The sequence below is a fragment of the Streptomyces microflavus genome (assembly GCF_014650075.1).
Lineage (GTDB): Bacteria > Actinomycetota > Actinomycetes > Streptomycetales > Streptomycetaceae > Streptomyces > Streptomyces microflavus.
In genome coordinates, this window is the sequence record NZ_BMUG01000003.1 from 63,062 (window position 1) to 81,175 (window position 18,114).

Below are 18,114 nucleotides of genomic sequence, written 5' to 3' on the forward strand. Positions count from 1 at the left end.
CATGAACGTAACGCATCGGTGCAGGAGAGCGCGCCTGCGGGGGCGGGGAGCCGGAGGGTCCCAGCAGCCCGCCCCACCCGGCTCCCGGGTCAGCGACGGGCATATTCGCGGAAGCCACGGCCCGTCTTGCGGCCGAGGCAGCCCGCGGCCACCAGGTGCTCCAGCAGCGGCGCCGGAGCGAGCCCCGGGTCGCGGAACTCGCGGTGCAGGACCTTCTCGATCGCGAGCGAGACGTCCAGCCCCACGACGTCCAGCAGTTCGAACGGTCCCATCGGGTAGCCGCCGCCCAGCTTCATCGCCGCGTCGATGTCGTCCAGCGAGGCGTAGTGCTCCTCGACCATCTTGATCGCGTTGTTGAGGTACGGGAACAGCAGCGCGTTCACGATGAACCCGGCCCGGTCCCCGCAGTCCACCGGGTGCTTGCGGATCTTCGTGCAGACCGCGCGGACCGTGGCGTGGACGTCGTCGGCGGTCAGGACCGTACGGACGACCTCGACCAGCTTCATCGCGGGCGCCGGGTTGAAGAAGTGCATCCCGATGACGTCCTCGGGCCGGGCGGTGGCCCGGGCGATGGCGATGACGGGCAGCGAGGAGGTGGTGGTGGCGAGCACCGCGCCCGGCCGGCAGACCTTGTCCAGGGTGGCGAAGAGCTGCTGCTTGACCTCCAGGTCCTCGGCGACCGCCTCCACGGCGAGGTCGACCTCCGCGAACGCGTCCAGCGAACCGGCCGCGGTGATCCTGGCCAGCGTCTCGTCGCGCGCCTCGGCGGTGAGCCGCCCCTTGGTCACCGAGCGCTCCAGCGACTTCGCGATCCGGGACTTGGCGAGGTCCGCCTTCTCCTGGCTACGGGCCGCCAGGACCACGGTGTAACCGGCCTTCGCGAAGACCTCGGCGATCCCGGAGGCCATCGTGCCGGAGCCCGCGACCCCGACGGACGCGATCTCGCGCCCGGTACCTGCGGCCGCTTCCGGCGAAGGAGTCAGCGCGTCGGGCACCACGTCCTGGCCGCCCGGGGCGTCGTACGTGTAGAAGCCGCGCCCGGCCTTGCGCCCGGTCAGGCCCGCCTCGCTGAGCTGGCCGAGAACGGGGGCGGGGGCGTGGAGACGGTCGTGGGAGGCGGAGTACATCGCCTCCAGGACCGTACGGGCGGTGTCGATCCCGATCAGGTCCAGCAGGGCGAGGGGGCCCATCGGCAGGCCGCAGCCCAGCTTCATCGCCGCGTCGATGTCCTCGCGGGAGGCGTAGTTCGCCTCGTACATCGCGGCGGCCTGGTTCAGATAGCCGAAGAGCAGCCCGTCCGCGACGAACCCGGGCCGGTCACCGACCGCGACGGGCTCCTTGCCCAGCTCCCGGGCCAGCCTGGTGACGGCCTCGACGGCGGGCGGCGCGGTCAGCACCGAGGAGACCACCTCGACCAGCTTCATCGCGGGCGCCGGGTTGAAGAAGTGCAGGCCGAGGACGCGCTCGGGGTGCTGCGACTCGGCCGCGAGCCGGGTCACGGACAGGGCGTTCGTCCCGGTGGCGAGGATCGCGGTGGCCGAGACGACGGCGTCCAGCTCCCGGAAGACCTGCTGCTTGATCTCGTACGTCTCCGGCACGACCTCGATGACCAGCTCCGCATCGGCGGCGGCCTGGACGGTGTCGTACGTACGGAACCGGGCGAGCGCGTCGGCCCGCTCCTGCTCGGTGATCCGCCCGCGCCCGACGGCCCGTGCGGTGGAGGCTTCGAGGGAGGTGACGGCCTGCCGGGCGGCCGCTTCGCTGATGTCGATACCGATGACTTCGCGGCCGGCGAGAGCCAGGACCTCGGCGATGCCGGTGCCCATGGTGCCGAGGCCGACGACGGCAATGGTGGAGAGCGGGGTGTCCATCACGGGACTCCAGGGTGAGTGACGACTGTGGGAGCAGGCGCGCGCGGCGATGAGGGAGCGGCGCGTGTGCATGCGCGGATGCGTGTCGTGAAGCGCGGTGGCGGGGCGCTGGAAGCACGCCCGGCCGGGAGGGGTGAGCGACTCTGTCCCGGAGTCGCGTCGCACGGGAACTGCCGAACCGACAAGCACTCCGGGTGGCTGCGTCACCAGGCCACCGGAGTCGCGGGGAGTGTGTTCCCGCTCAGATGAGATTAACCGGCGAGTAACGAGCGCGCCACCCCTGGGTCTTTGTGCGCTGGACCACATCGGCTCTTCCGGCCCGCCCCGCACGGAGCGTGTTCGTGGATACGCTGAGCGTCATGGATGAGGAGCTGCGTTCGCTGATGGACCGGTTACGGGACGAGGCGGCCGGGTCGGCCGCGTACGACCTGCTCGTGGCCACCGACGACAACGAGGTGCTGGCCCGGGTCCTGGTGGAGCCCGGGCGGCCCCTGTGGGCCCGCGAGATCGCCGCCTTCCGGCTCGGCTGCGCGGGTGACCGGCGGGCCTTCGAGGCGCTGGTGCTCCTGCTCAACCACCGCGACCCCGAACGCTGCGTCTCCGCCGCCCACGCCCTGGCCCGGCTGGACGACCCCCGCACGCCCCGGGCCGCCGCCGCGCTCGCCACCAACACCCTGCGCACCGCCTACGCCCTGCACCCGGTCCGGCTGCTCACCACCCTGCGGGCCCCCGAGGCGGTCCCCGCCCTGGTCGCCACCCTCCAGCGGCTGCTGGCCCCGGGGGAGCCGCACTGGCGGGTGGCGCTGGCCTGCGTGGAGGGGCTCGGACAGCTCGGCGACGACCGGGCCCGCCCGGTCCTCACGGCGGCCCTCCCGCACCCCCGGCTGGGGACGGCGGCGGAGGAGGCGCTGGGGCGGCTGCCGTAGGGGCCCGGTCGTCCGGTGACTAGTGGCGCGGCCCCAGCAGCCCGTGCAGGCGGCTGCCCGCGCTGTTGTCCACCGACTGGGCCGCCGCCTTCGCGGCCGGCAGCGGCTTCGGGTCCGGGAGCGCCGCGCAGACCGCGTCCGCCTCGCCCTCGCCCCGGCCGCGCGGGACGGTCCCGTCGGTCAGATAGGCCGTCAGGTGCTTGTCCAGGCAGGCGTTGCCGCTCAGCGTGATGCCGTGGTTGCCGCCGCCCTCCTCCACCACGAAGCTGGAGCCCGCGATCTTGCGGTGCATGGCCACCGCGCCCGCGTACGGGGTCGCCGCGTCGCCGGTGGCCTGGAGGATCAGCGTCGCCGGGAGGCGGTCGTTGTTCACCCGCACCGGAGTGAGCGGCGCCACCGGCCAGTCGGCGCACGGCGCGTTGTACCAGGTGTTGTTCCAGGCCATGAAGGGCGCCTTGTCGTGGATCCGGCGCGTGTCGTTGCGCCAGGTGCTCCAGTGCCGGGGCCAGCCGGCGTCGCGGCACTGGACGGCGGTGTAGACGGAGTAGCTGTTGTCGCCGCCCGCGCCGGTGGCGCCGAAGTTCTCGTACGCCTCGACCAGCGCCTCGGTGTTCTGGTCGTTCACGTACGCGGCGAACGCCTCGGCGAGATAGGGCCAGTAGCCGTTGTAGTACCCGCCGGGCAGGAAGGTGTCCTCCAGCTCGCTCCCCCCGACCTTGCCGCCCGCCGGCTCGGCCGCGACCGCCGCCCGCATCCGGTACCAGGCGGCCTCGACCCCGGCCGGGTCGGTGCCGAGCCCGTAGGTCGCGTCGTGCTTCGCCACCCAGGCCGCGAACGCCTTGTGACGGTCGTCGAAGGCGTAGTCCTGGTTGAGGTTGCCCTCGTACCAGACGTCGTCCGGACCGACGACGGAATCCAGCACCAGGCGCCGCACCCGCTCCGGGTGCAGCTTCGCGTAGACCGCGCCCAGATAGGTGCCGTACGAATAGCCGAAGTAGTTGATCTGCTCCGAACGCAGCGCCCGGCGGATCACATCGAGGTCCTTGGCGGCGCTGACGGTGTCCATGTACGGCAGCACGTCACCGTGCTTCTCGCCGCAGGCGCGGGCGAAGGCCGCCGCCCGGTCGCGGTTGACCCGTTCGTCCCGGTAGGAGGCGGGCACCGAGTCCGGGCGCACCGGGTCGGAGTGGCCGGGCAGGCAGTTCAGCTTCGGGGTGCTCTTCCCGACCCCGCGCGGGTCGAACCCGATCACGTCGTACTGGGACGCCACCTTCTTCGGCAGCGACGAGGCCACGAACCCGGCCATCGACAGACCGCTGCCGCCCGGCCCGCCCGGGTTGACCAGCAGCGGGCCCTGGAAGGTCTTCGCGGTGTGCGGGATCCGGGACAGGGCGAGGGTGACCCGGCGGCCCGAGGGGTCGGCGTGGTTCAGCGGGGCGTCGACCTTGGCGCACTGGAGCGTCGGATGGTTCTCCGTCGGACAGTCGGTCCAGGCGAGCTCCGGGGTGGGCGGCGCGCTCGCTCCGGCGGCGGCGGCCGGGGCCGGAGCGGCGGCCAGCAGACCGGCGACCGTCGCACCGGCGGCGACCAGAATTCCTGCACGTTTCGTCATGGGGCCTCCCGAGGTGGAGGGGACGCGGCGGCGGTCGGCCGGTCCCCGCCGCATGCTCCCCGAGATCCACCGGCCGGGGGCCGATTCCGCGCGGAGTTGACCCGTACGGTCACGCCATCGGCCCTGTGGGAGGCGCCAGGACCCTCCTTGAGACGTCAGAGCAGGGTGAGCTGCGTCGGTCCCGGCTCCGGCTCCTCCGGTGTCCGTACCGGCGTGATCCGGCGGGCCTCGCCCCGGTGCGCCGGGCCGATCCCGAACTCGTCCGCCAGCTCGTGCACCTGACGGGTGATCCGGCGCTGGTACCAGGTGGGGGCGTACGCCCCGTCCGCGTACATCCGCTCGTACCGCGGAACCAGGTGCGGATGGTGGAGTCCGAGCCACCGGAGGTACCACTCGCGGGCGCCGGGGCGCAGATGCAGGACCAGCGGGGTCACCGAGGTCGCGCCGGCCGCCGCGATGGCCGAGACGGTGGCGCGCAGCTGCTCCGGGCTGTCGCCGAGGAAGGGGATGACCGGGGCCATCAGGACCGAGCAGCCGATCCCGCTCTCCGTGAGGGCGTGTACGACGTCGAGGCGGCGCCCGGGGGAGGGGGTGCCGGGTTCGACCGTGCGCCACAGCTCGCGGTCGGTGAAGCCGACGGAGACCGAGACGCCGACCTCGGTGACCTCGGCGGCCTGCCGCAGCAGCTCCAGGTCGCGCAGGATCAGCGTGCCCTTGGTCAGGATCGAGAAGGGGTTCGCCCGGTCCCGCAGGGTGCTGATGATGCCCGGCATGAGCCGGTATCGCCCCTCCGCCCTCTGGTAACAGTCGACATTGGTGCCCATCGCGACGTGCTCGCCCTGCCAGTGCCGGGACGCCAGCTCCCGCTGGAGGAGCTCGGCGGCGTTGATCTTGACGACGATCTGGGAGTCGAACCCGATGCCGGTGTCCAGGTCCAGATAGCTGTGGGTCTTGCGGGCGAAGCAGTACACACAGGCGTGCGAGCAGCCCCGGTAGGGGTTCACCGTCCATTCGAACGGCATCCGCGAGGCCCCGGGCACCCGGTTCAGGATCGAACGGGCCCGGATCTCGTGGAAGGTGATGCCCCGGAATTCCGGGGTGTCGAAGGTGCGCGTGGTCACCGCGTCCGCGGCGAAGAGCGCGCTGTTGCCGGTCATGGGGCTGTTTTCGACCAGATTGTCCCAGCGCATGGACGCCTCCTCGGTAGCACTGGCCACAGAATAGAACACTTGTTCCCTTGATCGTGCGGACCGCACCCCGGGCGGCCCGTCGGCCCCGATTTTGAGCGGTTGTACCGGAGGTGGTTGGCTCAGCCCAGGACACCCCCCAACCCCGAATCACCCCGAACAACCGAAGTGCTGGAGGAACAGCCATGGCGCAGGTCGAGGCCACCACGGAGCGGATCATCGCGGCGGACGCAGAGGCGGTGTTCGACGCGCTGGCCGACTACAAGGACGTCCGCGGCAAGGTGCTGACCGCGCACTTCAGCGAGTACGAGGTCCGGGAGGGCGGCGACGGCGAGGGCACCCTCGTCCACTGGAAGCTCCAGGCGACCAGCAAGCGGGTCCGTGACTGCCTGCTGGAGGTCACCGAGCCGACCGACGGCCAGCTCGTCGAGAAGGACCGCAACTCCTCCATGGTCACCACCTGGACCGTCACCCCGGCCGGTGAGGGCAAGTCCAAGGCCGTCGTCACCACCGTCTGGGACGGCGCGGGCGGCATCGGCGGCTTCTTCGAGCGCACCTTTGCCCCCAAGGGCCTCGGCCGGATCTACGACGAACTGCTCCAGAACCTCGCCACCGAGGTCGAGAAGTAGGTCCCGTACGCACGCCGGGCCCTCGAACGGCCCGGCTCCCGCAGGTCGGCCGGCCTCACCGGAACGGGTGGTTTTCCGGGGCGGCCGGTTGTGCGCCGTAGCGGCTCCCACCGGCGCATAAGCCCTCCCGACGCGCCCTGCGCGCCCCTCATCACGTTTGCCCTGCCTTGCCGGGCGATGCGAGAAATGGGCGGCGCAGGTGCGACGAAGGGGAGCGTTACGTGGTGGGCGGTATCACGCTGGTGAAGGACGAGCCGGACGGTGCGGCAGCGCCCGTGGGGGAGCCGCCGCCACCACCGGCCGACGCCGTCCCGCTCCCGGCGGCCGAGGAGATCAGCCCCCGCCGGGTCCGCATGGTCTTCCTCGGGCTGATGCTCACCCTGCTGCTCGCGGCGCTCGACCAGATGATCGTCGCCACCGCCCTGCCGAAGATCGTCGGTGAGCTGCACGGCCTGGAGAAGATGTCCTGGGCGGTCACCGCCTACCTCCTCGCCTCCACGATCGTCCTGCCGCTCTACGGCAAGCTCGGCGACCTCTTCGGCCGCAAGGGCGTCTTCCAGTTCGCGATCGTCGTCTTCGTCGTCGGCTCGGCGCTGGCCGGCTGGTCGCGGACCATGGACGAGCTGATCGCCTTCCGCGCGATCCAGGGCATCGGCGGCGGCGGTCTCATGATCGGCGTCCAGGCGATCATCGCGGACATCGTCCCGCCCCGGGAACGCGGCCGCTACATGGGCCTCATCGGCGCGGTCTTCGGCCTCGCCTCCGTGGCCGGGCCCCTGCTCGGCGGCTTCTTCACCGACCACGCCTCCTGGCGCTGGTGCTTCTACATCAACGTGCCGTTCGGGCTGGTCACGTTCGCCGTGATCGCCGTCGTGCTCAAGCTTCCGAAGCCCGCCGTACGGCCCCGACTCGACGTCCTGGGTGCCGTGTTGCTGGCCGTCGCCTCCACCTGCCTGGTCCTGGTCACCAGTTGGGGCGGCACGGAGTACGCCTGGTCCTCGCGCACCATCCTCGGCCTGACGGCGGGAGCCGTCGTCACGACGCTGCTCTTCGTCGCCGTCGAGCACCGCGCCGCCGAACCGATCATCCCGCTGCGGCTGTTCCGCGACTCGGTCTTCAACGTCACCGGTCTGGTCGGCGCGGTCGTCGGCGTCGCCCTCTTCGGTGCCGCCAGCTACCTGCCGACCTATCTCCAGATGGTCGACGGGGCCAGCGCCACCGAATCCGGGCTCCTGATGCTCCCGATGATGCTGGGCATCGTCGGCGGCTCCATCGTCTCCGGCCAGCTCATCACCCGTACCGGCCGCTACCGGATCTACCCCATCGTCGGCAGCGCCGTCTCCGTCGTCGGCATGTGGCTGCTCTCCGGGCTCGAAGTGGGCACCTCCCGCCTGGAGTACAGCCTCTGGCAGGCCGTCCTCGGCACCGGCATCGGCCTGGTCATGTCGGTCCTCGTGCTCGCCGTGCAGAACTCCGTACGCCCCGCCGACCTCGGCACCGCCACCAGCGCCAACAACTACTTCCGGCAGATCGGCGGCAGCGTCGGCGCCGCGATCTTCGGCACGCTGTTCGCCGGGCGGCTCTCCGGCGCGCTCGGCATCCGCCTGCCCACGGGCGTGGAGCTGCCCGCCCCCGAGTCGATCACCCCGCAGATCGTCCACGCGATGGAACCGGCGCTGCGCGACGCCTACATCCAGGCGTACGCCGACGCGATGCCGCGCATCTTCCTCTACCTCGTGCCGGTGCTCGTCCTCGGCCTGGTCCTCGCCTTCTTCCTCAAGGAGAAACCGCTGGTGTCCCACCACAGCCCCGAAGCGGCCACCGAGCCCTCGCCGATCCCCGCCGCCCGCACCGACATCGGCCGGCCCCGCGCCGGTCACCACACCGGCGTGCCCGTCCGCGGCAGCGTCCAGCACCCGGACGGTACGAAGGTGGACCGGGCCGCCCTCACGCTCATCGACGTCCAGGGGCAGCAGATCGGGCGCGGGGCCAGCGGCGAGGACGGGCGGTACGCGCTGAGCGTGCCGGGCCCCGGCAGTTACGTTCTCATCGCCGCGGCGGGCGGACACCAGCCGCAGGCCGTCAGCGTCACCGTGGGCGACCGCCCCGTCGAGCTGGACGTGGTCCTCGGCGGCGCCGGGCGGCTCGCCGGGTCCGTCCTGACGGCGGACGGTGTGCCGGTCCGGGACGCGGCCGTCACCCTCACCGACGTACGCGGCGAGGTCGTGGCCTCCACCCGCACCGGCCGTGAGGGCACCTACGTCATCACCGAACTGGTCGCGGGCGAGTACACCCTGGCCGCCAGCGCCCCCGCCTACCGCCCCGCCGCCCTTCCGGTCAGCGTCCAGGCGGCCCGTGAGACCCGGCAGGACATCGAGCTGGCGGGCGGGGCCGTGCTGCGCGGCGTCGTCCGGGCCACCGGTGGCCGACCGGTGGAGGACGCCCGGGTCACCCTGCTGGACGGGGCGGGCAACGTGGTGCACACCCTCACCACCGGGCCCGACGGATCGTTCCGCTTCGTGGACCTGTCGTCCGGCGAGTACACGGTGATCGCCGCCGGGTACCCGCCGGTCGCGACCGTGCTCCAGGTGGCGGGCGGCGGCCGCACGGAACGCGACCTCCAGCTGGGCCACGAGGACTGAGGCGTACGGGGGTGAGCTGAGCCCACGAGTCCTGTACGGGCTCCGAGGGCTCAGCGCACCGCGGCTTCCGGCGCCCCCGCCTCCTGCCCCGGCGCCTCCCGCGCGTCCGGCTCCCGCACTACCGGCTCCCGCACCTCCGGCTCCCGTACCGCGTCCTCGCGCACCAGCCGCATCAGCGCCCGCGCCCCCGGGCTCAGGCTCCGCGCCGCCGGAAGCACCACCACGCTCTCGTACACCGCCTGCCGGCCACCCACCGGAGCCACCTCCACCGCCACCAGCCGCGCCGCCTCCGGCTTGCGGGAGAAGTGGTGCGGCACCACCGCGATCCCCAGCCCCTCCTGCACCAGCTCCAGCAGGCTGTGGACGTCGTTGACCTCCAGGCCCACCGTCCGCCGGGCCCCCGCCGCCGCGAACGCCTCGTCCGCCGCACGCCGGGGCCCCCAGTCCGGGTGGAAGTCGATGAACGACTCACCCGGCAGCTCCTCCCACGCCACCCCGCCCCGCCCGGCGAACCGGTGGCCCGCCGCGCACAGCACCACCATCGGCTCCCGCGCCAGCGGCATCAGCTCCCCGCGCCACTCCGCCGGGCTGACCGTGGCCGCGAACGCGAGGTCGAGGCGCCCCCCGGCCACCCCGTCCAGCAGGCTGCTCGTCCCCTCCTGGCGCAGCCGCAGCTCCATCTGCGGGTGCTCCCGGTGGAAGGCGGCCAGCAGCCGGGCCGGGCTCACCCCCGCCACGCACTGCTCGACCCCCACCGTCAGCGTCCCGCGCAGCAGCCCCCGTACGGCGTCGACCGCGTCCCGCGCCGCCCGTGCCCCCGCCAGCGTGCGCTCCGCCTCCACCAGCAGCGCCCGGCCCGCCTCGGTGAGCCGGACGGTCCGCGTGGTGCGGCTGAACAGCGGGGTCCGCAGCTCCTGCTCCAGGGCCCGCACGGAGGCGGAGAGCCCCGACTGGGAGACGGCGAGCCGCTCGGCGGCGCGGGTGAAGTGCTGCTCCTCGGCGACGGCGACGAAGTGTTCCAGCTGACGCAATTCCATGATTGAGCAATGTAGGCGATGAATCCGAGCGGAATCTCCTGTTGGACTGCTGGATCGATCTGCGGAAACCTGGAGACCGTCCCCCCGGCCCTCTCCCCCCGGAGCCCTTCGTATGTACCTGCCGTCCGCCGACCGCTACTCCGCCATGCCCTACCGGCGCACCGGCCGCAGCGGCCTGCTGCTGCCCGCGCTCTCCCTCGGCCTCTGGCACAACTTCGGAGGGGACAGGACCCCCGAGGAGCAGGGCCGCATCCTGCGCCGCGCCTTCGACCTGGGCATCACCCACTTCGACCTGGCCAACAACTACGGCCCGCCGCCCGGCTCCGCCGAACTCACCCTGGGCCGCGCGCTCGCCGGCGACTTCGCCGGGCTGCGCGACGAGATCGTCATCTCCACCAAGGCCGGCTACCACATGTGGGACGGCCCGTACGGGGAGTGGGGCTCGCGGAAGTACCTGCGCTCCTCCCTGGACCAGAGCCTCAAGCGCCTGGGCGTCGAGTACGTCGACATCTTCTACTCCCACCGCCCCGACTCCGACACCCCGCTCGCAGAGACCATGGGCGCGCTGGACACCGCCGTACGCCAGGGCAAGGCCCTCTACGTCGGCCTCTCCAACTACTCCGCCGAGGAGACCCGGGAGGCCGCCGCGATCCTCAAGGACCTGGGCACGCCCCTGCTCATCCACCAGCCCCGCTACTCGATGCTCGACCGCCGCCCCGAGGACGGGCTGCTCACCGCGCTCGACGAGCTGGGCGTCGGCTCCATCGCGTACTCCCCGCTGGAGCAGGGCATCCTCACCGACCGCTATCTGAACGGCATCCCGGCCGGCTCCCGGGCGGCGGGCGACAGCCCGTTCCTGACGTCCGACGCCCTCACCCCCCAGCTGGTGGAGCGGCTGCGCGCCCTGGACGCCCTGGCGAAGGAGCGCGGCCAGTCCCTCGCCCAGCTGGCCCTGGCGTGGGTGCTGCGCGGCGGCCGTCTCACCTCCGCCGTGGTCGGCGCGAGCAGCGTCACCCAGCTGGAGAACAACGTGGAGGCCGTGGCGAACCTGGAGTTCGCCGAGGACGAGCTGGCCCGGATCGAGGAGCTGCTGGGCGAGACCGCGAAGGGCTGACGTCAGGGCGCGATGCCGACCCCGTCGATCCGGCTCCAGGCCCGCTCCTGCCCGGCGGTCATGGCGGGCCAGTGGTGCCCGCCCGGCCGGGGCAGTACCCGGGAGGCGTACGGGGCGGGCCGGAACGCCGGATCGTAGAAGCAGCCCGTGCCGTACGTCCGGTCGGCGGCGGCGCACCCGGTGGCCAGTGAGCGCTGGGTGGGCTTGCGGCCGGTGCGTGCCCAGCGGTCCAGGGCGCCGATGGAACCCGCGTACTCGGCGTCGCTCAGCCCGCTGTGCTCGCTCTCCCGCGTGAAGCTCTGGACGAGGTGAGGCTCCCGGCCCGCACCCCGGAGCGTCGCCCGGTAGGCGGCCTCGTGCTCGACGAACGCCGTCGGGTCGTCGATCGCGTGCAGGGTGAGGACGGGCAGGGAGACCCGGCCCGTGAGGTCGCTGTCCCAGGAGAGGTCCCGGCGCGCGGCGGGGTCGGCCGAGAACCGCTCCACGCCCGCGTTGAGCGCCCGGTCGTCATGCGAACCGGCGTACCGCACACCCTGGTTGGAGAAAGGGTTACGGCCGCCGAGCCGCGTCGACACGATGTCGCGGAACGTGAACGTCGCGAACCGCAGATGCGACTCCAGGGCGCGCTCCGGGATGCCGGTGACGGCGAGGATGTCGTCGAGGTTGCGCTGCTGGAGCGCGGTTCGCTCGGAGGGCTCGGTGTCGAACCCGGTGCACTCCCGCAGCCGGGCGCGCAGCCCGGTGGCCGTCATCGTGGAGTCCGGGCGGAGCCCCTGCCAGAGCGGGTACTGCGGTTCGGCCGGGCGCGGGTGGTTGGAGCAGTAGTACTGGTACACCACGCGCAGGTCGACGCGGTAGTCGTAGCCGCGCGAGCCGCCCCCGAGGACCCCGTTGGTCAGCAGCACCCCGTCGTAAGCGCCCGGCTCGCGGCCGTACGTCTCCGCGACCTTGGCGGCGACGTTGCCGCCCCAGGACTGGCCGTGCACGAAGGTCCGCCCCGGCTTCCCGAACCGGTCCACGAACACCCGGCGCACGCTCTCGGTGTCGGCGGCCGCCATCCGCGTCCCGTAGCCGCCGCGCCGGTAGGAGGAGCCGGCCCAGGCGTAGCCCTCCTTCACCATGACGGCCCAGCGTTCCAGGTCGCCGGTGGAGCGGGACGGGTCGGAGGCCTCGCCCAGGTCGGGGCCGCCGTGGGCGTGCACGACCAGGGAGCCGTTCCAGCGCTCGGGGACGGCGATCGCGTAGTGCGCCCCGTTCGCGTCCCGGCCGGTGTAGCACCGTGCCTGGCCGGTCAGGGCGGACGGGCAGTCAGTGGCGGTGGGGGCGGGTGCGGCCGCGGTGTCCGCCCGCGCCACGGGGACGGTGCCGGCCGTGCCGAGGACCACCGCCGCGAGGAGGGCCGCCAGAGCGGCGGAGCGGCGCCGCGCCCGGCCGTACAGCGGGACGGGACGGGCGGGTACGTGGGGGGTGATGTGCACGGGTGCGGCTCCTGGCTCTCTCCACGGCGCTGACGTGCACCGCGATGCGGGGATGCTAGGGAGCGGCCCGCCCGGGGGAGAACCCCCGTGCGCTTTGCGTTCATAGTGTTCGCCCGGCCGCTCACCGGCCCGGAGCTGCGCACACCCGCCGGAAGCGGGGCACACCGGCCGGGTCCCTCCGCAGGAGCCCACCGGAGGGACCTTCGGCGGTCCGGAGCAGCGACAGGGGTACCCTCCCTGGCCCCGTCCGCCGCCGGGGCGTACGGTGTGGCGGCATGAAGATCCTCATCAGCGCCGACATGGAGGGCGCCACCGGAGTGACCTGGCCGGCCGATGTGCTGCCGGGCACCCCGCAGTGGGAGCGCTGCCGACCGATGTTCACCTCCGACGTGAACGCGGCCGCGCTCGGCTTCTACGACGGCGGCGCCGACGAGGTCCTCATCAACGAGGCCCACTGGTCGATGCGGAACCTCCTGCTGGAGCAGCTGGACGACCGGGTCCAGATGCTCACCGGCAGGCACAAGTCCCTCTCGATGGTGGAGGGCATCCAGCACGGTGACGTGGACGGCATCGCCTTCGTCGGCTACCACACCGGAGCCGGTACGGAGGGCGTCCTCGCCCACACCTACCTCGCCAACTCCATCACCGGCGTCTGGCTCGACGGGGTGCGTGCCAGTGAGGGCCTCCTCAACGCCCATGTCGCCGCCGAGTACGGCGTGCCCGTCGTCCTCGTCACCGGCGACGACCTGACCTGCGTGGATGCCGAGGGATACGCCCCGGGCGCCCGCAAGGTCGCCGTCAAGGACCATGTATCGCGGTACGCGGCCGTGTGCCGCACCCCGGCCCGTACCGCGGCAGACATCCGGACGGCCGCGCGTGACGCCGCCGCGCTCGCCGTCCGTCAGACCCCCGTCACCGGCGGGACGTACACCGTGGAGCTGGAGTTCGACGCCGAGCATCTGGCTGCCGCGGCGACCGTGGTGCCCGGCGTCGCGCCGAGCGGTGAGAGGCGCGTCGCCTACACCAGCGGGACGATGTACGAAGGTATCCGCACGTTCAAGGCGGTGACGACCATCGTGTCGTCCGCCGTGGAGGAACAATATGGCTGACGCCCCCGGCCCGCTCGGCCCCGTGGACGAGCAGGCCCTCGACGAAGTGGTCACGTTCACGTCCGGACTGATCCGGATCGACACCACCAACCGGGGCGGCGGCGACTGCCGGGAGCGCCCGGCCGCCGAATACGTCGCCGAGCGGCTCGCCGCCGCCGGGATCGAACCGACGCTGCTGGAACGCACCCCGGGCCGGACCAACGTCGTCGCCCGGATCCCCGGCACCGACCCGTCGGCCGACGCGCTGCTCGTCCACGGCCACCTGGACGTGGTGCCCGCCGAGCCCTCCGACTGGTCCGTGCACCCCTTCTCCGGCGAGGTCCGCGACGGGGTGGTGTGGGGGCGCGGGGCCGTCGACATGAAGAACATGGACGCGATGGTCCTCGCCGTCGTACGGGGATGGGCGCGCGAGGGGTTCCGCCCCCGCCGCGACATCGTCATCGCCTACACCGCCGACGAGGAGGCCAGCGCCGAGGACGGCTCCGGCTTCCTCGCCGACCGGCACGCGGAGCTCTTCGAGGGGTGTACGGAGGGCATCAGCGAGTCCGGCGCGTTCACCTTCCACGCCGGGCACGGCCTCTCCCTCTACCCGATCGCGGCGGGCGAGCGCGGCACCGGCTGGCTCAAGCTGACCGCCGAGGGCCGGGCCGGGCACGGCTCCAAGGTGAACCGGGCCAACGCGGTGAGCGCACTGGCCGCCGCCGTCGCCCGCATCGGTGAGCACGAGTGGCCGATCAGGATCACCCCGACCGTCCGCGCCGCGATCACCGAGATCGCCGCCCTGCACGGCATCACCGCCGACCTGGACGAGCCCGGCTTCGACGTGGCCCAGCTCCTCGGCAAGCTCGGCCCGGCCGCCGCCCTCGTCGAGAACACCGTCCGCAACAGCAGCAACCCGACGATGCTGGAGGCCGGTTACAAGGTCAACGTCATCCCCGGCCACGCCACCGCCTACATCGACGGACGTACGGTGCCCGGCGGCGAGGACGAGTTCCGCGAGACCCTGGACCGGCTCACCGGGCCCGACGTCTCCTGGGAGTACGACCACCGCGAGATCGCCCTCCAGGCCCCGGTCGACTCACCCACGTACGCCAAACTCCGCGCCGCCATCGAGAAGTTCGACCCCGACGGGCACACCGTCCCGTACTGCATGTCGGGCGGCACCGACGCCAAGCAGTTCTCCCGGCTCGGCATCACCGGCTACGGCTTCTCGCCGCTCAAGCTGCCCCCGGGCTTCGACTACCAGGCGCTCTTCCACGGCGTCGACGAGCGCGTCCCCGTCGACGCCCTCCACTTCGGCGTCCGCGTCCTCGACCACTACCTGCGCACCGCCTGACCCGCACCGCCTGACCAGCACCCAGGGGGAACCTCCAACGTGAACACCGTGCCCGAAGCCCCGTACGGCTCCTGGCCGTCACCGATCGACGCGGCCCTCGCCGCCTCGCACGACGGCCGGCCCGACCACCTCGGCACCGTCGGCGACGAGGTGTGGTGGACCGAGCCGCGCCCGGCCGAGGGTGGCCGCCGCGCCCTGGTGCGCCGCCGCCCGGACGGCACCACAGCGCCCGTGCTGCCCGCCCCGTGGAATCCGCGCAGCCGGGTGATCGAGTACGGCGGACAGCCCTGGGCGGGCGTGGCGCGCGAGGAGGGCGGGCCGCTCGTGGTGTTCGTCCACTTCGCGGACCAGCGCCTCTACGCCTACGCCCCCGACGGGCCGGACGCCCCCCGGCCGCTCACCCCGGTCTCGGACCTCGGCGGCGGACTGCGCTGGGTGGACCCGCAGGTGCACCCTGACCGGGGAGCCGGGGGCGAAGTGTGGTGCGTGCTGGAGGAGTTCACCGGCCCCGGGCCGACCGACGTACGCCGTGTCCTGGCCGCCGTACCGCTGGACGGCTCGGCCGCCGACGACCGCTCGGCCGTACGGGAGCTCTCCGACGGCGGCCACCGGTTCGTCACCGGGCCCAAGGTCTCCCATGACGGGCGGCGGGCCGCCTGGATCGCCTGGGACCACCCCCGGATGCCGTGGGACGGCACGGTGGTGATGCTGGCCGAGATCACCGACGCCGGTGGATTCACCGGTGTGCGGCCCCTGGTGGGCGATGTCGACGAGTCGGTCTGCCAGGTGGAGTGGGACCGCGACGGCAGCCTCCTGTTCGTCTCCGACCTGGCCGGCTGGTGGGAGCTCCAGCGCATCCGCCCCGACGCCGTGGCCGGGGGCGCGGTGCCCAGCAGCCGCCTTCTGCCGCCCCGGGGCGAGGAGTTCGGCGGGCCGCTGTGGAAGATCGGGCTGCGCTGGTTCCATCCTCTGGAGAACGGGCTGATCGCCGTCCTGCACGGCCGGGGCTCCCAGCGCCTGGGCATCCTCGACCCGGAGACCGGTGAACTCGCCGACGTCCCCGGTCACTGGACCAGCTGGTCCGACACCCTCACCGTGCACGGCAGCCGGGTCGTCGGTGTCGCGGCGAGCCCGCGCACCGGCCCCGAGGTCGTGGAGCTGGACACGGCGACCGGCCGCACCCGCGTGATCGGCTTCGCCCACCGCGACGCGGTCGATCCGGCCTACTGCTCCGTGCCGCAGGACCGGACGTTCACCGGACCCGACGGCCGTGAGATCCACGCGCACATCCACCCGCCGCACAGCCCCGAACGCACCGGGCCCGAGGGCGAACTGCCCCCGTACGTCGTGTGGGCGCACGGTGGCCCCACCGGCCACGCGCCGCTCGTCCTCGACCTGGAGACCGCCTACTTCACCTCGCGCGGCATCGGTGTCGCCGTCGTCAACTACGGCGGCTCCACCGGCTACGGGCGCCACTACCGCGAACGGCTCCGCGAACAGTGGGGAGTCGTCGACGTGGCGGACTGCGCGGCCGTCGCCGACGCCCTGGTCGCCGAGGGTGCGGCGGACCCCCGCCGGCTCGCGGTCCGGGGCGGCAGCGCGGGCGGCTGGACCGCAGCCGCCTCGCTCACCGGCACCGACCGTTACGCCTGTGGGACGATCCTCTACCCCGTCCTGGACCTGGAGGGCTGGTCGACGGCCGGCACCCACGACTTCGAGTCGCAGTACCTGGAGTCCCTGATCGGACCGGCCGCCGAGGTCCCCGAGCGCTACCGCGAACGCGCGCCGATCAACCGCACCGACCGGCTGACCAGCCCCTTCCTGCTGCTCCAGGGGCTCGACGACGAGGTCTGCCCGCCGGCCCAGTGCGACCGGTTCCTCGCCGCCGTCGCGGGGCGGGGGGTCCCGCACGCGTACATCGCCTTCGAGGGGGAGGGGCACGGGTTCCGGCGGGCGGAGACCCTCGTTCGGGCCCTGGAGGCCGAACTCTCCCTCTACGTACAGACATTCGGTATCGACCGGACCGACGTGCCCCCGCTGGAGCTGGAGGAGTGACGGTGGCTCCTTCGCGGACGGCCCCTGCGGACCGCCCGTCCCGGCTGCGCCCGGGGTCGCGGGTCGCCGTCGTCGCCCCCAGCGGTCCCGTCCCCGCCGACCGGCTGGAGGCGGGGCTCGGGGTGTTGCGCGAATGGGGCCTCGAACCCGTCGTGGCCCCTCATGTCCTGGACGTACACCCGGAGTTGGGCTACCTGGCCGGGACGGACGCGGACCGGGCGGCCGACCTCCAGGCGGCCTGGTGCGACCCCGCCGTGGACGCGGTGATCTGCGCCCGGGGCGGGTACGGCGCGCACCGGATGGTGGACCTGGTCGACTGGGCGGCGGTCCGGGCCGCCGGGCCCAAGGCGTTCGTCGGCTACAGCGACATCACCGTGCTGCACGAGGCGTTCGCGCTGCGGGCCGGCTTCGCCACGCTGCACGGCCCGATGGTCGCCACCGAGGCGTTCCTCAAGGACGCGCCGACCCGTGAGCACCTGCGCGCCACCCTCTTCGAGCCGGAGACGGTCCTGACCCTCGGCCTGGACACGGCCGCCGCCCTGGTGCCGGGGCGGGCCCGGGGGGTCCTGTACGGGGGCTGCGTCAGCCTGCTCGCCGCCGACGCCGGTACCCCGCACGCCCGGAACGGGGCCCGGGGCGGACTGCTCGTCATCGAGGACACCGGTGAGGAGCCCTACCGGCTCGACGGCATCCTCACCCGGCTGCTGCGCTCCGGCGCCCTGGAGGGGGTGTCCGGGGTGGTCTGCGGCTCCTGGCAGGAGTGCGGACCGTACGAGAAGATCCGCGCGGTGCTGGCCGACCGGTTCGGCCCGCTGGGGATACCCGTGATCGAGGAGCTGGGGTTCGGCCACGGCCCGACCGCGCTGACGGTCCCGCTGGGCGTGGAGGCGGTACTCGACGCCCCTGCGGACGGAGGCCGTTGCACGCTGACCGTCGAGGCCCCCGCGCTCCGCTAAGTCCGGGCACTTCAGGTCGCTTCCCCCGGGCATTCTTATGTGAAGGTCCGTCAACAACCGCTGTCCTGAGCGTTGACACGGCTATGACACGTGTCACAGCATGAGCGCGGCCCAATACTTACCGGTCGGTAAGGTGTCCTCGGTGTGGAGGTCTTCGTGTCA

At 73.0% G+C, this 18,114-nt stretch carries 13 protein-coding genes; 8 read left to right on the top strand and 5 right to left on the bottom strand.

All coding sequences use genetic code 11. The features are described from left to right. Nucleotides 1–89: 89 nt before the first annotated feature. On the bottom strand, nt 90–1,871 hold the full coding sequence (locus tag IE264_RS09305) for a 3-hydroxyacyl-CoA dehydrogenase family protein (protein ID WP_015612508.1): 1,782 nt from the start codon (nt 1,869–1,871) through the stop codon (nt 90–92). A 359-nt stretch (nt 1,872–2,230) separates the two neighbouring features. On the opposite strand from IE264_RS09305, the gene IE264_RS09310 reads away from it, so the two are divergent. Further along, nucleotides 2,231–2,797, top strand: a complete 567-nt coding sequence (locus IE264_RS09310) for an adenylosuccinate lyase (protein ID WP_180289044.1) — start codon at nt 2,231–2,233, stop codon at nt 2,795–2,797. Between the two features lie 19 nt (nt 2,798–2,816). Here IE264_RS09310 and IE264_RS09315 read toward each other — a convergent pair whose 3' ends face one another. Together IE264_RS09315 and IE264_RS09320 are read right to left on the bottom strand one after the other, a co-directional pair. Next, entirely contained in the window at nt 2,817–4,409 is a 1,593-nt protein-coding gene (locus tag IE264_RS09315) for an alpha/beta hydrolase (protein WP_032757022.1), read from the bottom strand. A gap of 155 nt (nt 4,410–4,564) precedes the next feature. Beyond that, nucleotides 4,565–5,599, bottom strand: coding sequence for an Rv2578c family radical SAM protein (locus IE264_RS09320; RefSeq protein WP_032757021.1), 1,035 nt, complete (start codon nt 5,597–5,599; stop codon nt 4,565–4,567). Nucleotides 5,600–5,781: 182 nt separating this feature from the next. On the opposite strand from IE264_RS09320, the gene IE264_RS09325 reads away from it, so the two are divergent. Beyond that, nucleotides 5,782–6,225 carry an SRPBCC family protein gene (locus IE264_RS09325; RefSeq protein WP_015612512.1) on the top strand — a complete coding sequence of 148 codons (444 nt, stop codon included), beginning with the start codon at nt 5,782–5,784 and terminating at the stop codon, nt 6,223–6,225. Between the two features lie 221 nt (nt 6,226–6,446). Further along, nucleotides 6,447–8,867, top strand: a complete 2,421-nt coding sequence (locus IE264_RS09330; protein WP_032757020.1) for an MFS transporter — start codon at nt 6,447–6,449, stop codon at nt 8,865–8,867. 50 nt (nt 8,868–8,917) lie between these two features. On the opposite strand, the gene IE264_RS09335 is transcribed toward IE264_RS09330, so the two are convergent. Continuing rightward, nucleotides 8,918–9,904, bottom strand: coding sequence for a LysR family transcriptional regulator (locus IE264_RS09335; RefSeq protein ID WP_032757019.1), 987 nt, complete (start codon nt 9,902–9,904; stop codon nt 8,918–8,920). A 112-nt stretch (nt 9,905–10,016) separates the two neighbouring features. Here IE264_RS09335 and IE264_RS09340 point away from each other — a divergent pair, with 112 nt between their 5' ends. Beyond that, on the top strand, nt 10,017–11,018 hold the full coding sequence (locus IE264_RS09340) for an aldo/keto reductase (protein WP_032757018.1): 1,002 nt from the start codon (nt 10,017–10,019) through the stop codon (nt 11,016–11,018). A gap of 2 nt (nt 11,019–11,020) precedes the next feature. Here IE264_RS09340 and IE264_RS09345 read toward each other — a convergent pair whose 3' ends face one another. Then, nucleotides 11,021–12,496, bottom strand: coding sequence for an alpha/beta hydrolase family protein (locus IE264_RS09345; protein ID WP_190167614.1), 1,476 nt, complete (start codon nt 12,494–12,496; stop codon nt 11,021–11,023). A gap of 275 nt (nt 12,497–12,771) precedes the next feature. Here IE264_RS09345 and IE264_RS09350 point away from each other — a divergent pair, with 275 nt between their 5' ends. From IE264_RS09350 to IE264_RS09365, 4 genes are read left to right on the top strand one after another with little or no spacing between them, the layout of a single operon-like run. Beyond that, complete coding sequence (locus IE264_RS09350) at nt 12,772–13,605, top strand: M55 family metallopeptidase (protein WP_032757017.1); 834 nt, start codon at nt 12,772–12,774, stop codon at nt 13,603–13,605. Beyond that, complete coding sequence (locus IE264_RS09355) at nt 13,598–14,941, top strand: M20/M25/M40 family metallo-hydrolase (RefSeq protein WP_032757016.1); 1,344 nt, start codon at nt 13,598–13,600, stop codon at nt 14,939–14,941. Before IE264_RS09350 ends, IE264_RS09355 begins: the two co-directional genes overlap by 8 nt. A gap of 39 nt (nt 14,942–14,980) precedes the next feature. Next, entirely contained in the window at nt 14,981–16,996 is a 2,016-nt protein-coding gene (locus tag IE264_RS09360) for a prolyl oligopeptidase family serine peptidase (RefSeq protein WP_032757015.1), read from the top strand. 2 nt (nt 16,997–16,998) lie between these two features. Then, nucleotides 16,999–17,952 (top strand): S66 peptidase family protein, encoded by a 954-nt coding sequence (locus IE264_RS09365; protein WP_032757014.1) that lies wholly within the window; start codon nt 16,999–17,001, stop codon nt 17,950–17,952. The last annotated feature ends 162 nt before the right edge of the window (nt 17,953–18,114 follow it).

Excerpts from the sequence above, each read along its gene's own strand:
- IE264_RS09320 (WP_032757021.1), bottom strand. The coding sequence starts at position 5,599 with ATGCGCTGGGACAATCTGGTCGAAAACAGCCCCATGACCGGCAACAGC.
- IE264_RS09340 (WP_032757018.1), top strand. The coding sequence starts at position 10,017 with ATGTACCTGCCGTCCGCCGACCGCTACTCCGCCATGCCCTACCGGCGC.
- IE264_RS09335 (WP_032757019.1), bottom strand. The coding sequence starts at position 9,904 with ATGGAATTGCGTCAGCTGGAACACTTCGTCGCCGTCGCCGAGGAGCAG.
- IE264_RS09350 (WP_032757017.1), top strand. The coding sequence starts at position 12,772 with ATGAAGATCCTCATCAGCGCCGACATGGAGGGCGCCACCGGAGTGACC.
- IE264_RS09355 (WP_032757016.1), top strand. The coding sequence starts at position 13,598 with ATGGCTGACGCCCCCGGCCCGCTCGGCCCCGTGGACGAGCAGGCCCTC.
- IE264_RS09325 (WP_015612512.1), top strand. The coding sequence starts at position 5,782 with ATGGCGCAGGTCGAGGCCACCACGGAGCGGATCATCGCGGCGGACGCA.
- IE264_RS09310 (WP_180289044.1), top strand. The coding sequence starts at position 2,231 with ATGGATGAGGAGCTGCGTTCGCTGATGGACCGGTTACGGGACGAGGCG.
- IE264_RS09305 (WP_015612508.1), bottom strand. The coding sequence starts at position 1,871 with ATGGACACCCCGCTCTCCACCATTGCCGTCGTCGGCCTCGGCACCATG.
- IE264_RS09315 (WP_032757022.1), bottom strand. The coding sequence starts at position 4,409 with ATGACGAAACGTGCAGGAATTCTGGTCGCCGCCGGTGCGACGGTCGCC.